The sequence below is a fragment of the Streptomyces sp. CB02058 genome (assembly GCF_001905505.1).
Classification (GTDB): Bacteria; Actinomycetota; Actinomycetes; order Streptomycetales; family Streptomycetaceae; genus Streptomyces.
Window position 1 is genome coordinate 198174 of record NZ_LIPG01000002.1, and the last position, 14280, is coordinate 212453.

The following is a 14280-nucleotide window of genomic DNA, read 5'->3' on the forward strand; positions in this document are numbered from 1 at the left end:
CCGACAGGGCAGGTCACCGGCGGGCCGTGGAAGCTCGCCGAAAAAGAACGCGGACAGGTGCAACCTGCGGGGCGGGCCGGTGCGTAGAGAGCACGTCACCAGAACACAGCCGTCCTTGGGGGGACTTGACCATGCGCGTCTCGCACCGCAGCGCCACCGTACGCAGCCTCACCGCTCTCGCCTTCAGCCTCGTGGCCCTGACCGCGTGCGGCGGTGAGAGCGACGGGCAGTCGGTCAGCGCCGCGCCCGTGACCTCGGCGACGCCCGCCGCGTCGGACGGCGGGACGGCATCGGCAACGCCCTCCGCGTCGGCCTCGGCGTCGGCCTCGGCTCCCGCGACACCGTCGGCGTCGGCGTCGGCGTCGGCCTCGGTTCCGGCGTCGGGCGGTGACGAGGCCCCGGTCCCCGCGTCGTCGTCGCCCGACGCCGCTCCGTGGGCCGGAACCAAGCAGTTCGTGCAGATCGACGACGCCCGGATCGCCGGCGGCCGGACGTACCTGTCGGTGCGGCCCGCCCAGAAGAAGGCCCACCCGCAGTTCGAGGCGTGGGTGATCGTCCCGGGCAAGGGGCCCTACACCGAGGTGCCCATGACCGAGGACGCCACGGTGCTGCTCTCGGTCCCGCTCGGCGACGCGAAGCACCCCGCGTCGTACTCCCAGGCCGACTTCGTCAGCCGGCTGAAGGCCCGGTCGTCCGACGAGGCCCCCACGCTCCTCGGATACGACGTGAGCTTCGACGGCGAGGGCCGCATCACCCGACTGCAGTCGCTGTACACGCCCTGAGCACCCAGGGGCGGCGCCCCGGCCCGGCCCGGATCGTCCGCGAACACGGGTGGCTGTGACGCCGCGCTGTCGGAGCCTTCCCGCGGCCCTCCGTACGCCTTCCGGGGCGGCCGGGGGCCGCGGAAGGTCACGTGGGCCTGATCGAGGCGAGCTGGACGAGCAGCAGCACCAGTCGGTGGGCCTCGGCGAAGTCGGCGGCGGTGAACGTGACCGTGCGGCCGCCCTCGGCGCGTGAGACGCCCGGCACGAGGGTCGCCAGGTCGACCGAGGCGGGGCTGTAGAGGTCGACCTCCACGACGAGGGGCGGCTCCAGGACGAGCGGAGCCACCCGGGTCCGCCGCCCGACCGCCTCGGCCGCGGCCTCGCGCAGACGCTCTCGGGCCACCTCGGGATGGAGGGTGACGGCGGCGGCCCCCGCGAGGGACTCCTTGACCGCGACGGTCACCGCGGAGGGAACCACCTCCTCGAACTCCGCGCAGGCCACGTCGTCACCGCTGAGCAGCACGACCGGTACGCCCATGTGTCCCGCGAGGGCGGCGTTGAGACCGATCTCCCCGAGCGAACGCCCACCCACCCGCACGTCCAGGACATCGCCGCTCATGGTGTGCGCGATCACGCCGGGACCTGCTCCGGCACGGGCGTGGTAGCCCACGAACATGACCGCATCGGTGCGTTCGTCCAGCCCGCCGAGCATGCCCAGGGGACGCGGCTTGCCCCGTACGAGGAGTGCCCGCCGGTCCAGTTCCTCCGGCAGCAGGTTGCGGAACGGCCCGTGTGCGTCGGCGACCCACACGTCCGCGGCGGGCTCGGCGTCCAGGACACCGGCGATGACGGCGTTGGCCTCAGCCGTCATCAACGCCCGGCCGCGCTCGTAGTCGTAGCGCTCGGGATGCGTCTCGGAGGCGTGCACGACCCCTGAGATGCCCTCCATGTCCACGGAGATCAGTACCTTCATGGAACGAGGAGCCTACGCGTGGGCGCGACGCACCGTCAGCGGCCGACGGCGCCGGGCGCGAACGGCCCGTCCAGCGCCGCCCATTGCAGCAGCATGACGGTCTTGCCGTCGGCGATGCGGCCGTCGCGGGTCATGGCGACGGCCTCGGCGAAGGGCATTTCCAGGACCTCGATGTCCTCGCCGTCCTCTTCGAGCCCGCCGCCCTTCCCGGTCCTGTCGGCCGGGGTGTAGGGGGCGGCGAAGAAGTGGAGGCACTCGGTGACGGAGCCGGGGCTCATGAACGCGTCGAACACATGCGTGAGCGGGCCCAGCGAGACACCGAGTTCCTCCACGCTCTCGCGCCGGATCGCGCTCTCCGGGTCGTCCGCGTCGAGCAGCCCCGCCGCCGCCTCGACGAGCATGCCGTCGGGGTGGCCGTTGACGTACGCGGGATAGCGGAACTGACGGGTGAGCAGGACGCGGCGGCGCTCCACGTCGTACGGCAGGACCACCGCGCCGTTGCCCCGGTCGTAGGTCTCGCGCTGCTGGGTGACCATGCGTCCGTCGCTGCGGCGGTAGTCGAAGGTGGTGCGCCGCAGCACGTGCCAGCCCTGCGAGGTGAGCTCGACATCGCGGATCACGACATCGGGGTTGCGGTCGAGCCCGCGTCCGGCGCGGTCCAGGCCGGTACGGCCGCGGTGGTCGGGGGCGTCGACGCCGGGGCGGGGACTCACACGGTCTCCTGCGGCGCCGTGCGGAGTTCCGCCTGCGGTTCCGTACGGAGCTCCTCACGCGGCGCCGTGCGGTGCGGGATCTGCGCGACGTCGTCGTAGACGGGCAGACCGCGGCGCCGGGCCGTGGCGACGTCCTGGTCGGCGCCGGCCGACTCCCCGGGCAGACGCAGCACGGCGTCGCAGCGCGCGAGCAGACGCTCGGCGGTCGGGTAGAGCACCTGGTCCGCGAGGGGGTCCGTGGGGCCCGCACCCGCCGAGTGCAGGACGGGCAGGGCGATCCACTCCCCGATCACGGGGAGGTGGCCCGCGGCGAACACCGGCCAGGCGGCGGCTTCGAGGCGGGCGAGGTTGGCGGCCATCGCCTGGGGGTCGCCGCCGGTGCCGGAGCGGTAGGGGCCGGCGATGAGGATGAGCATGGGCTTGTCGTTCATGGTGCGCTACGATACATGCAGAAACGTGCAGGAACGAGAAAGAGTGCGGAATGCTGGCAGCTGAACGACGTGACCACCTGCTCGATCTGCTCTCCCGCGAGGGCAAGATCGTGGCCAAGGACGTCGCCGCCGAGCTGGGGATCTCCGAGGACAGCGTGCGGCGCGACCTGCGCGAACTCGCGAGCGAGGGGCTGTGCCAACGCGTCTACGGAGGCGCCCTGCCCGTGTCCCCGGCCGTCGTGGACTACCGGGCCCGTCAGACCGTGGCCCCGGACGGCAAGCGCAAGGTCGCCGCGGTGGCCGCCGGGCTCGTACGGCCGGGTGGCGCGCTGATCCTCGACGGCGGCACCACGGCGCTCGCCGTCGCCCACGCGCTCCCGCGCGACCTGGAGTGCACCGTGATCACGCACAGCCCGACGATCGCCGCGGCCCTGATCGAGCACCTGCGGGCGGAGGTCTTCCTGATCGGCGGCCGGATCTTCAAGCACTCGGCGGTCGCCTGCGGCGCGGCAGCGGTCGAAGCGGCCCAGAACGTCTCCGCCGATCTCTGCTTCCTCGGTGTCACCGGCGTGCACCCCGAGGCGGGACTGACCACGGGCGACGCCGAAGAGGCGGCGATGAAACGCGCCCTGGCCGCACGGGCCGCGGACACGTACGTCCTCGCCTCCTCCGAGAAGATCGGCACCGCTTCACGGTTCCGCGTACTGCCCTGGGAGGAGATCAGCGGGCTCATCACCGACGCGGACCCGCAGGACCCGGTGGTCACGCAGCTGGGGGCGCGGGGCGTCGAGATCCTGCCGACGGACTGACCGCCCGTCGTCGCGGGGGTGCCACCTACAGGGGCCGACTCTTCCGGGAGAGGACCCAGACGTAACGCCATTCCCCGTTCGGGGTCGCCCGAGGATGGTTCTCGACGATCTCGTCGACCGTGGCCCAGAAGGCTTCGGCCGTGATCGGTCCCGGAGTCGCGAGAACTCGTCTCATCAGCGATCCGTCCACGGCGACAAGGCGAGCGGAGGTGGACGCGACCTTCGCGCCGACGGCTCCGAGAGGCCTTCGCCTCGCGGCGGCGACGAACTCGGCGCGGACGGCGCTCACTTGCTCCTCGATCTCCTGGCGCAATCGTGCCAGCTCGATCTGGGACCGCTCTGCGTTGAGCGCCTCGCTCATGGAGAGGAAGTGGGTGCTCAAGAATTCGTGGAATCTCTTGTGCGCATCGAATTCATCGACGGTGATCCTGCTGAAGTTCCGCAGAGAGACGCCTTCGACGACGGGCAGATCGATCTGGAGCACGGGCCGGACCAGTGGGCTTTCCGAGGGGCTGGACGCCGATGGATCGATCAGCTGTCCCCCTCGCATGAGGTAGTCGGCCGGGGAGACCTGGGACATCGGCTCGTGTTCGTCCTGGGTGGATGCGTCTGAGTGCCACCCGTACCGCGAACTGGATTCTCTACGGATGGAGTAGCTGGGAAGGTACCAGGAGAGCCCCTCCTTGATCAGCGGTTCGGCTTCGATGATCCAGGTTCCGAGCACGGACGGATTCGGGCAGTGAATCCCGTAGTGGACGGTGTAGTCGTCACTCCCTTCGGGCTGCAGCGTGTCGTGGTTGGTGTAGACGATGCTGTCTACCCTTTTACCGAGATGATGGTACGGCGCTTCTGTTCCGTGGAAGAGTAAGCAGCTCTCCGAAATCAGAATGGCATGCTTCGTGAGACGGTCGAATTCGCTCGTCGAGCCCAAGAGTCCCACGTCGAAACATTTGCGCTTGAACTGTTTCTCGACCCTGACTCCGGGACGCCCCAACTTGCTGGTCGTGAACATGAGCCGTGCGTACGCCTCGGCGGCTGCCGCCGGATCCTGGCGGCAGCCGGCAGGGAAGTCCTTGAAGATCTTTCGCATCTGCCGTGCGACATCCCGGTCCCCGATCGCCTGCGCGCGCCGCCACATCCCGACAGTGTCCGCGACGGTCAGCCGCATACTCAAGACCTGTGGATGACCGAGCGTTTCAGCGCTCTCTCCCCACGGCGCGGACGGCTGTGGAGATGACGGTCATCCGGTTGGGACCGATGCGCATCGGGCCGTGCTCGCGCAACGACTCCAGCAGGACCGGGCCCGGTCGGGCGAGCACTGCCAGACAGTGCGGGCGAGCTGTCACAACCAGAGGAGTCGCCCTTCGTCGATCCTGCAGACCGGATAGTCGCCGTCGGCGATCTTCGTCAGCTTCTCGGCCACGGAGTCGAAATAGTGGGCCAGTGATTCGTACTCGCCCGTGATCGTGATGTCACCCACGAACCACCTTCCGACACGTCCGTCCCGCACGTCGACGAACTTTCCCATCCAGCCGTCCTGGTCCGACAGGAAGGGGATCCACTCATTACGCCAGAACGGATTGTCCGGCCGGTCCGGCGGGTCGAATCCACCGGGCCTGGAGCGGTTCGCGTAGAGGCGCTCCATCGCCCGGATTCCCAGGAAGAAGCTGCCCTCGTCGGGGAAACCGGCGTAGCCGCAGCACTGCACATCGTCGTCCACCTCTTCTTCGGGCAGATCCAGATTGTTCCGCAGCAGCCATGCCCGGAGATCCTGCGGAAGGGCGATACCCATCCGTTCCTCGGCGGCCGTGAGCATCTGTTCCGTCGCCGGCCCTGGCAGATCCGCATGATCGGCTGGGGCATGCTGCTCCAGCAGATTCATCACGCGGGACCAGCTCTCCACCACGCTCATTCCCCACTGCCCTCGCTGCCTTGTCCACGCGGACGCCCTCTGTGACCGTGCCACTGCGGGGGTTGCCGCTCGAAGCGTCGACTCCGGGCGCCGCAGGCCCGAAGTACGTGTGAAGAAAACCACGTTGGGGCGCCGACCGGAGTACCTCGCGGGGATGGTACTCCGGGCAGGTGCCCGGACTCCTGCCGGGCCATCGGGCCGGCCGGCCGGAGCCCGTGCAGGAGTTCATGAAACACTCGGCACTCGTCTTTGGAGGATGCCCGATGAGCGGCCCCGACACGATCGGCCTGTGGCACGGGATTCAGCGCAATACGGGGAACGCGAGTCTCGCGGTGATGGACATCTTCCAGCATTCCGACGCTTCGGTCCTGGTCCGGCTCGGGGTCTCCGCCACCGAGGAGCACTTCCACACGCTCCGCGTGGGCGACACCTTCCCCGTGGGCGAGGAGAAGTGGCAGTTCGCCGAATTGACGGGCTGGCCGAGCGAGGACGACTGGGTCGTGGTCCTGCGCCGCGTCGGGACCGCCCCCGGCATGATCCGGCACTCGTGACATGAGAAGAACGGTCCGGTCCCTGCCGACCGACCCGGCAGGCGCGGCCGCTTTGCTGGCCCGGTGCGAGGCGGCCGAGGACGATACGACTCTGTACGCTTCTCAACTCGACCTCTCCGGAGGCGACTTGTCCGGAGCGGACCTCGCGTTGGCGACACTCTTCGACACCGACCTCACGGGTGTACAGCTCGTCGAAACGGATCTCTACCGCGCGCAGTGCGCCGACACCGTGCTCGACCGCGCCAACCTCACCGGGGCATCACTGGTCAAGGTCGGCTTCCGCGACACGAGCATGCGGGGCGCCGACCTCACGCGTGCCGATCTCGGCAGTGCGGAGCTCTGGAGGGTGGATGCGCGAGCGGCATCCTTCCGCCATGCGGTGCTCGGCGGCGCTGCCTTCCAGCACGTGTCCCTGCACGGCGCAGACCTCGCCGGGGCGTCGGCGCACCGCGCGACCCTCAACGTCGCACTTGACGAGAGCACCGGGCTCACCGGGGAGATCCGGGGTCCGGCACGCCTCGTCGAAGGTGATGTGGAACGCGAACTTGCAGGACTGGAGCTGGAGATGTGGCTGAACAGTCGCGGGGCGTCCGTCAGCGTGCTCAACTCCCCTCCCGGCACCGTCACCTACCATGCCCGCGTGGACGACGAATTCCCCCGCGAGCGACCCGCCGGTATCGTCCGCCGACGCCGAGCCGGGAACTCGCTCAGCGACGAGGTCTACTCCCGAAACCTCCGCTGGGAGCCGACGGAGTACCTGCGCCTCTACGAGCTGGGCCACAACGACGACGACCACGTCGAGATCACCGAGGAAGAAGCCAACCGGTTCATCCTCCGCACCAGAGCGAAGCTCCAGGGCCCGTGATCCAGAGCGCGCCGGAGGCGACACCTCGATCCCGCACCTCGGCGGACAGCCGGGGTGAGCGGGCAGTGGGGCGGCCGCGTGACATCCTGAGTGCCAGAGGCTCGTCGTGCGCACGCACCAAAGCGGTGAACCTCCGGTGACCGCAGAGCGGTCGGCCGGCGGAGTGCTCAGCCGCTTGCGAGCCGTCGACTGGGGCGACTGGACAGCGGCGTTCGAGCACGCGCGGTCGCGCGCTCTGCTGATGCGCGAATATCTGCGCCGTTCCGCCCAGTGGGCCCGGCACTACGGCGCCGAGAGTGTCTGGCCCTTCTTCGACATCGCGGAACACGTCGACGATTCCGTGTGCTTGTCGCCGGACGTCGCGAGCGAACTGGACGCGTTCCTGCGCGGCGGGATCGGTCCGTACCCGGTCGAGCGGACCGTGGCGGGGGCTGTCCGCTGGGCGGAGCTGCGCTGTCAGGAGCGTACGGATCTGCCGGACCTCCCGGATCCGTACGAGCCCCTGCTCGCCCTGTACGAGCGTGGAGGCGGTTTCCACGTCGATCAGGCCATCGACCTCAACGGCGTGAGCCTGCCCCGCTGGGACCTCGGCACGGCCATTGCCGCACCGCCGTTCCTCACGACGGCCACGGCGACGCTCGACGCCCTCGATTCCGGGGCGAAGGGGAGGGTCACGTACTTCGCTCTGGTCGACGAGGGGTTCCCGAGGGAGAGGCCTCTGGGGCTGATGCGTCGTCGAGTGGTCGGGCGGGAGCCCGTCACCCGCGACGAGTCCTTCGGCCGGAACCTCCGCTGGGAACCCACCGACTACTTCGGCCTGTACGCGCGAGGACACAATGACACCGACCACGTGGAGATCCCGGAGATCGAAGCGGCGGCGTTCATCGACCGAGTGATCCTGCGGATCGGGCCGTCCCGTTCCTCCTGAGACCAGCAATCCGACGCGAGCCGAGGAGGGGCACAGTGCCCGAGCCGACCACCAACGCCTCCGGAACTCCCGGAATCTCCGGGACCCCCGGAGCCCCCGGAATCCCCGAGGAGGAGGCCGCGGGCCGCGTCGGCGCGTGGTGGCGTGAGGGCGGGCACGGCGGTGGAGTCACCTTCCTCGCCCTCGCGGACAGCCACGACGCCTCGGCGGTCGTGCGCCGGACGCACGAGCACGTGCCGGGCAGCGTCGTCATCGACGCCACCGGACTCACCGCCGACCAGGTCATGAGGCGGGCCCTCACGGCGCTCGGAGTCGGTCCGGTGGCGGGAGGGCCTCATGCCTGGCGTTACGCGCTCGGCGGGTGGCCCGAGGAACGGCTGCTGCTGATCGTCAACACCCACCGTGCCGGTGTGACCCGCCGCTCGTTCGAGGCCGAGCGGCTGGTCACCCGGACGCTCCCGCGACTGGCGCGCGGCAGGCTGTCCGTGATGATCCACGTCGTTCCGCGGCTGCTGCCCACGGACGCCGACCCCTCGACGGTGTTCCGGGTCTCGGCACCGGCCACCGAACCGACGGCGGCGCCGGACTCGACGGCCCTGCGGGCCTTGGCCCTGGCCGAGCCCCGTCTCGTACCACTGCCTGCGTGGGCTCAACTGGTCACCGCGCTGACCGGTGAACCGACGTCCGAGGACGAACTCTCCGCGCTCGCACGGGAAGAGCCCGGTGTTCTGCGGATCGGGCCGCTCGGGGTCTCCTTCGTCGACGAGGGACTGGCCGAGGCGCTGCGGCGGGACGCCGGATCGCACATCGAGTCCACCGGTCTCCGCCGCACCCACCAGCACATGGTGGATTGGCTGACGCGCACCGCTCCGGACCGCCGTCATCCCGAGGGTTGGGCCCGGCACGGTGCCATGGGCCTGTACGCGGCCACGGGACTCGCCATGCACGCCGTACAGGCGGGAACGTACGACGAACTGCTCCAGGACGGAGGTGTCGTCGCCCATCTGCCGCAGACGGCACTCATGGACGCGGCGCGCAGCGTCACCTTCTACGTACCCGGGAACACGGCTGCTGCCGACGCCCTTCATCTGTGGGGCTGGGGAATCGTCCCGCCGAGCCAGGCGGAGTGGGCGTCGTGGGTGCACCTGATGGCGCTGACGCGCAACGACCACCGGTTCGCGTCCGCCGTCGCCTCTTCCGGTGCGGCCCTGCCCTGGCGGGCCAAGTGGGCGAAGTGGCGGCCACCGGGCGGCCTTCACCCCGACTTCCTGGAGGCGGGGCGCCTGGCCGCCCTGGCCGAGGTGCGCTGGGCGGGGCTGCCGGCCATCGCCGGTCTCCAGCGGCGGACGGTGAACGAGGAGGAGTTGCTGTACGTCTCGGTCCGGGACGCGGAGACGGGAGAGCTGCTCGCGGAACCGTGGGAGGGCGAAGACATCCCGGACGAGTACCGCACGGATCTCACCTGGCCGGCGACGTCAGGGCACGACTCCGCCGCACCTGAACGGACCGGCGAGTTGTTCGCCGCGTCGTCCCCGGGGCGGGACGGGCGCACTTTCATGCTGCCCTGCGCACCGCTGACGATCGGCGAAGTCATCTTTTTCGCGGGCGAGTCGGGAATGATCGCCGTCGAAACGACGGTCGACGCGGACATCTCCGGCTTCGGCGCGCGTCTGCTTCCCCTCAGCGGTGAATACACGGACGCGGGTCCGTGCAGCCCTGTCGACGCATCGGCCCCGAGTCACGAGGACCTCATCACCGTGTTCGGCGAGGACCTCGTCTACCCCATCCAGCCCGAGGACCTCCCCGACCGGCTCACCGACCCGGCGACGCGCCAACTCCTCTTGGAATTCGGCCTGCCGTACATGAAGGAAGGGGCCATGGGGCTCTTCCCGTTCGGCAACTGGGAGATGGGCGTACTCGACGAACTCCCCGCCTGGCCCGAGGGGATCGAGCCCGTCACCGAGAACGGCCCCTTCTTCCAGATCGGCAAGTGGGTGGGCGGCAAGCTCGTCGTCGACGGCCCGACCGGACACGTCCTGCGTGTTCCCACCAAGCCGGAAGAGGACTATCTCGGTTGCCTCCCCATCACGGAGAGCCTCGAGGAGTTCCTCACGCTGGTCGCGGTGTTCGTCACCGGCCTCCGCTCCCGCGACCTCGCGCCCCCGACCAGCGCAGAGCGACAGCAGGCCACCTATTGGGTGGTGGGCGCACTGGCCGGGGCCAACGAGACGGGCGGAGAGCAGCCCGCCTGGTCGTACGTACTCCACAACACGTGATGCCTGCCCGAGGCGGTGGCCGGTCCCGGTGAACCGGGAACTCGAAGAGTACGGAGTGGTGAAGTCCGCAGGGCGAGGCGCCCACGGTTGAGCAGGCCGGTGGCCACCCTGGAGGGCCGGCGCCTCCTCCGGAAGCTCTGCTGCGGCACCGACCGGATCACCGACATGGTGAAGGCCGCCCTTGTCCTTCATCTCGCATCAGGGTGAGACCGGGAAACGCTCAGTGCGCACTCCGCCCAGACGGTCTTTCCCGGGCCGACCCGGTCGCGCACCCCCCACCGGGTGGCGAGGGCGTCGACCAGGACCAGCCCGCGGCCGTGGTCGTCGTCCGCCTCCCGTGCGATGCGGGCCGGCCGGGCCGGGTGGGTGTCCGACACCTCGACGCGGACGACGCGGCGGTCGTCGTCGTACGTGAGGAGCAGGGCGAAGTCCCGCCCGGCGACGCGCCCGTGCAGCACGGCGTTGGCGGCGAGCTCGGCGACGACGACCGCGACCGCGTCGTGGTCGTCGGTTCCGGCAGGGCACCCCCATTCGGCGAGCTGGAGCCCGGCGAGCAGACGCGCGAGCCGTGCTCCGCGCCGAGTGGCGGAGAGGCGCTGGGCGAACACGCGGGGGGAGGAGGGCGCTTGGGTGTGAGGGGCTGGCATGGCCCCAGCCTGCGGGGACGCGAGGGGCGGGCGGCAGGCACGGCACCCATACAGATCGACTTGTACGGGTGCACGCACTGGACTGGGCGCGTCACTTTGCGTAACTATGAGTGCGGCCCCACGAGCGGGCCCGGCACAGGGAGAGACGGGCGCGCATGGTGACGGACAACGGCGGTGCCAGGGGCGGGGGAGGCTGCGGCGAGCCGGAGCTGTCCGACAGCCTCAAGACGTTCGGAGCCGTGCTCAAGGCACTGCGAGACGAAGCCTGCCTGACGCAGGAGCAGTTCGCGCCCCGCGTGCAGTACTCGGCGGCGTACATCGCCAAGATCGAGCAGGGCAAACGCTTCCCGCCCAGGGACCTGCTGGACCGCTCGGAGGAGGTACTGGGGGCGACGGCGGCGCGGGTGCTGACCGCGGCGGCGAGGAGCCTGACGCGGAAGGTGGGGCTGGCGTCGTGGTTCCTGCAGTGGGCGGCGATCGAGGAGGACGCGGTCTCCCTCTTCTCGTACGAGTCCAGCGTGATCCCAGGCCTGCTGCAACCCGAGCCGTACATCCGCGCACTGTTCGACCGTCGCCTGCCGCCCCTCGCGGAGGAGCAATTCGAGCATCAGGTCACCGCCCGGCTGGAGCGACAGCGTCTTCTGGTGGAGCGACCGAACACCACGTTCAGCTTCGTCATCGAGCAGGCACTCGTGGAACGGCGCATGGGCGGCAACGACGTCACGCGCACGCTCATCGACCACCTGCTCATGACAGGCCGCCTCCGGAACGTGGAGATCCAGGCGATGCCGCTGATCCAGGAGGACCACTCAGGCTTCGAGGGCCCGCTCTCCCTCGCCGAGACCACGCAGAACCAGTGGGTGGGGTACGTCGAAGCTCACGACAGCAGCATGCTGATCACCGACCCAAAAGCCGCAAGCGCGATGCTTCAGCGCTATGGCAAGATGCGCTCGCAGGCTCTGAGCCATCAAGCCACCACGAGTCTGCTGGAGCAGATGCGAGGAGCGCTATGAGCACCACCGAACTTGCTTGGTTCAAGAGCAGCTACAGCGGTGGCGGCGGCGGCAACTGCATCGAGATCGCGGTACGCGCCGGGGCCGTGCTGGTACGGGACTCGAAGGACACGCAGCGGCAGGCGCTGACGGTCTCCCGTAACGCCTGGTCCGCCTTCACGGTGCTCGCTGCGAACGGTCTGCCCAGCTGACGCAGGCAGGGACGAAGCGTCAGAGGCGGCTGGCACACTCCGCACCATGAGCGATGACGCATTCGAATGCCTCCAGGACCACGCCGACCGGGGTTTCTACCTGGAGATGGTCAAGGGCGTGAGCGTGGCCGAACTGGCGGCGATGGTGGGGGCTGATCCTGCCCTCGGAATCATGTCGCCCGACGCGTTCAACACCGCAGTGGGCAGGTCCTACGACATCCCGGACTGGGCGAGACTGGGCGAGCACGCGGGTTGGGCCTACGCCTTGCGTGGGGGCGGCGACGGCTTCTTCGCGCAGCGCCCCGAACGTCTGCGGCATCTGTGGGACGGCCGCACGTGGCTGATTGTCCAGGACACCACCATGGACCCGCCGACCGCGCATGTCGTCGTGGGTGGGATACCGGACTGGAGTTACTACGACGGTGAGGTGCACGAGACGATCCCTGCGAATCACCCGCTCACTCAGCGGATGATCGCCGAGATAGGGCTCGGCACCGTGGACCCGGACCCCGACTTCCCCGACGACCCGGACGAGTGGGGGCTGCACATCCCGGTCATCCGCGACGTGTACCGGCTGATGGGCGAGCACTACGGGCTACGCCTTCCCCGCGGAACGACCACCAACACTGATCTGACCGGTGTGTTCACCTCGCCGCGTGTGTACGCCAACGGAGAGCCGAACACCCGGTACCAGAACCTCGACCTGCCCTGACTTGGAGGACGGAGCCGACGGGGTCCGCTTGTTGCCGAGCGCGGCAAACCGGCCTTTACCTCGTCGGCCTACTACCCCAGTGGAGCCGGGCGATGGAGTTCAGGTCGACCTCGAACGGTTAGGAGCGGTTTGCGGGATCCTGGCCGCGCAGAAAATCATGAATTGCGGACGCTATGGCTTTTCCCAGTGGGATGGGAACGGCGTTGCCGATCTGTCGCGCAATTTCTGTCTTGGAGCCGCACCAACGAAAGTCCCGTGGGAATCCCTGGATCCGCGCCGCTTCGTAATGAGTGATGGGGCGATTCTCACTGGGGTGGAGGTAGCGCCCCTTCTCGGGCTTGAAGAACTCGGTCCGGATGGTGACCGAGGGTTCACCCTGGCGAAGGCGCCCCATGACATCGCCGGTGCCCGAGTTGTGCTTGTCCCAACTGTCGGTCGAGAGGTAGGTCACGCTTGATTTCGCATCCTGTACATTCGTGGCATCGAAGATTTGAATGCGCCCACGCTCATCGACAGCGAAGTACTTGCCGCGCAGGTCCTTACGGTTCCCCCCGGCGGGGATGGCCTCGTAGCGAGCCAAGGACAGTGTTTCGGGGTTACGCCCGAAGTGAAGGTCCATCGTGGTGAATGCTCCGGGGACCTTGATGCCCACGTCAGGGATTTCGCGCTTCTCGAAACTTGGGAGTTCGGTACCCTTCAGTTCCAATCGACCGGACTCCGCGAATACGCTGTCCGTGCTGCGCCAGTAGGGAAGACCCACCCGGAGGCCGTCAATTTCCTGCGCCGATCCCACCTTCCCGTTGCGGGGTCGACGAGTGTGGGTCGCCGTAGGGTAGGCCATGGTGCGACCGTTCTCGACGTCCTTGCGTACGCCTATGACGATGGCGCGACGGCGAGCTTGCACAGCACCGTAATCAGCGGAGTTGAGGAGATAACGCTTGATCCTGCGCTCCTCCGTGTCCATGGGGTCGGCGCCCGGAGGGTCCACGAGTCGATAGTCGCTCAATCTCCCACCTTCCCCGACCTCTCCGAGGAGATTCATGAACTCATCCGACTTGAGAAATCGATCGACGTTCTCGATGACGAAGACTTTTGGCCTGACTTCCTCGACGGCCCTTACGTATTCTTCCCACAGGCGATTGCGCTCGGTGCCCTTCTTCTCCCTGTTCAGAGCGGAAAAACCTTGGCACGGGGGGCCGCCGACAATGACGTCTGCCTTCAGGTCGTCGGATGTCGGACTCCAGTCCTCGATCCCCCCTAGATGAGTGCGTGCCGGTGGGACATCCGCGTTTCGTCGGCCGCTGCCGAAGTTCATCGCGTAGGTCGCAGCTGCCGCCGGGTCGTGCTCTACGGCAGCGATGCTGTGAAAGACCGGACCGCCGTCGGGCCTCGCCGGCGGTCGGAACTCGTGAAACCCCTGGGTGAACCCGCCGCACCCGCTGAAGAGGTCAAGCACGGACACGGGCTCGGGACGGCGGGGGCGGGGCGTACGCAT

General features: G+C 68.9%; 17 protein-coding genes. 9 read left to right on the forward strand and 8 right to left on the reverse strand.

Translation table 11 applies throughout. From position 1 onward, the window contains the following. Positions 1-131: 131 nt before the first annotated feature. The gene (locus AMK10_RS08155; protein ID WP_073746459.1) at positions 132-782 is read left to right on the forward strand and encodes a hypothetical protein; all 651 of its coding nucleotides are present in this window, start codon (positions 132-134) and stop codon (positions 780-782) included. A 127-nt stretch (positions 783-909) separates the two neighbouring features. Here the strand turns inward: AMK10_RS08155 and AMK10_RS08160 are convergent, their stop codons facing one another. The 3 genes from AMK10_RS08160 to AMK10_RS08170 are packed head-to-tail and all read right to left on the reverse strand — an operon-like array spanning position 910 to position 2881. Further along, positions 910-1737 carry a M55 family metallopeptidase gene (locus AMK10_RS08160; protein ID WP_073746461.1) on the reverse strand — a complete coding sequence of 276 codons (828 nt, stop codon included), beginning with the start codon at positions 1735-1737 and terminating at the stop codon, positions 910-912. Positions 1738-1772: 35 nt separating this feature from the next. Then, positions 1773-2450 (reverse strand): NUDIX domain-containing protein, encoded by a 678-nt coding sequence (locus AMK10_RS08165; protein ID WP_073746463.1) that lies wholly within the window; start codon positions 2448-2450, stop codon positions 1773-1775. Then, positions 2447-2881, reverse strand: a complete 435-nt coding sequence (locus tag AMK10_RS08170; protein ID WP_073746465.1) for a DUF4406 domain-containing protein — start codon at positions 2879-2881, stop codon at positions 2447-2449. Before AMK10_RS08170 ends, AMK10_RS08165 begins: the two co-directional genes overlap by 4 nt. A gap of 50 nt (positions 2882-2931) precedes the next feature. On the opposite strand from AMK10_RS08170, the gene AMK10_RS08175 reads away from it, so the two are divergent. Beyond that, positions 2932-3690, forward strand: coding sequence for a DeoR/GlpR family DNA-binding transcription regulator (locus AMK10_RS08175; protein ID WP_073746467.1), 759 nt, complete (start codon positions 2932-2934; stop codon positions 3688-3690). A gap of 25 nt (positions 3691-3715) precedes the next feature. Here AMK10_RS08175 and AMK10_RS08180 read toward each other — a convergent pair whose 3' ends face one another. The 3 genes from AMK10_RS08180 to AMK10_RS08185 are packed head-to-tail and all read right to left on the reverse strand — an operon-like array spanning position 3716 to position 5602. Beyond that, positions 3716-4858, reverse strand: coding sequence for a hypothetical protein (locus AMK10_RS08180; protein WP_073746469.1), 1143 nt, complete (start codon positions 4856-4858; stop codon positions 3716-3718). 28 nt (positions 4859-4886) lie between these two features. Beyond that, entirely contained in the window at positions 4887-5009 is a 123-nt protein-coding gene (locus AMK10_RS38470; protein WP_274535328.1) for a hypothetical protein, read from the reverse strand. A 23-nt stretch (positions 5010-5032) separates the two neighbouring features. Further along, entirely contained in the window at positions 5033-5602 is a 570-nt protein-coding gene (locus AMK10_RS08185) for an SMI1/KNR4 family protein (protein ID WP_073746471.1), read from the reverse strand. 263 nt (positions 5603-5865) lie between these two features. Between AMK10_RS08185 and AMK10_RS08190 the strand changes: the two genes are divergently transcribed. From AMK10_RS08190 to AMK10_RS08215, 4 genes are all read left to right on the forward strand, one after another. Then, a complete protein-coding gene (locus tag AMK10_RS08190) occupies positions 5866-6153 on the forward strand; it encodes a DUF6406 domain-containing protein (RefSeq protein ID WP_073746473.1) in 288 nt (95 codons plus the stop codon). A 1-nt stretch (position 6154) separates the two neighbouring features. Continuing rightward, the gene (locus AMK10_RS36530; RefSeq protein ID WP_079180646.1) at positions 6155-7018 is read left to right on the forward strand and encodes a pentapeptide repeat-containing protein; all 864 of its coding nucleotides are present in this window, start codon (positions 6155-6157) and stop codon (positions 7016-7018) included. 136 nt (positions 7019-7154) lie between these two features. After that, positions 7155-7946 carry a hypothetical protein gene (locus tag AMK10_RS08210; RefSeq protein ID WP_073746475.1) on the forward strand — a complete coding sequence of 264 codons (792 nt, stop codon included), beginning with the start codon at positions 7155-7157 and terminating at the stop codon, positions 7944-7946. A 35-nt stretch (positions 7947-7981) separates the two neighbouring features. After that, positions 7982-10222, forward strand: a complete 2241-nt coding sequence (locus tag AMK10_RS08215; protein ID WP_073746477.1) for an SUKH-4 family immunity protein — start codon at positions 7982-7984, stop codon at positions 10220-10222. 188 nt (positions 10223-10410) lie between these two features. Here AMK10_RS08215 and AMK10_RS08220 read toward each other — a convergent pair whose 3' ends face one another. After that, entirely contained in the window at positions 10411-10869 is a 459-nt protein-coding gene (locus AMK10_RS08220; RefSeq protein ID WP_198959658.1) for an ATP-binding protein, read from the reverse strand. Positions 10870-11024: 155 nt separating this feature from the next. Between AMK10_RS08220 and AMK10_RS08225 the strand changes: the two genes are divergently transcribed. The 3 genes from AMK10_RS08225 to AMK10_RS08235 are packed head-to-tail and all read left to right on the forward strand — an operon-like array spanning position 11025 to position 12785. Next, positions 11025-11882 carry a helix-turn-helix domain-containing protein gene (locus AMK10_RS08225; protein WP_073746481.1) on the forward strand — a complete coding sequence of 286 codons (858 nt, stop codon included), beginning with the start codon at positions 11025-11027 and terminating at the stop codon, positions 11880-11882. Then, a complete protein-coding gene (locus tag AMK10_RS08230; RefSeq protein ID WP_073746483.1) occupies positions 11879-12073 on the forward strand; it encodes a DUF397 domain-containing protein in 195 nt (64 codons plus the stop codon). Before AMK10_RS08225 ends, AMK10_RS08230 begins: the two co-directional genes overlap by 4 nt. A 46-nt stretch (positions 12074-12119) precedes the next feature. Continuing rightward, a complete protein-coding gene (locus AMK10_RS08235) occupies positions 12120-12785 on the forward strand; it encodes a hypothetical protein (RefSeq protein WP_073746485.1) in 666 nt (221 codons plus the stop codon). Between the two features lie 118 nt (positions 12786-12903). On the opposite strand, the gene AMK10_RS08240 is transcribed toward AMK10_RS08235, so the two are convergent. Then, entirely contained in the window at positions 12904-14280 is a 1377-nt protein-coding gene (locus AMK10_RS08240) for a DNA cytosine methyltransferase (RefSeq protein WP_073746487.1), read from the reverse strand.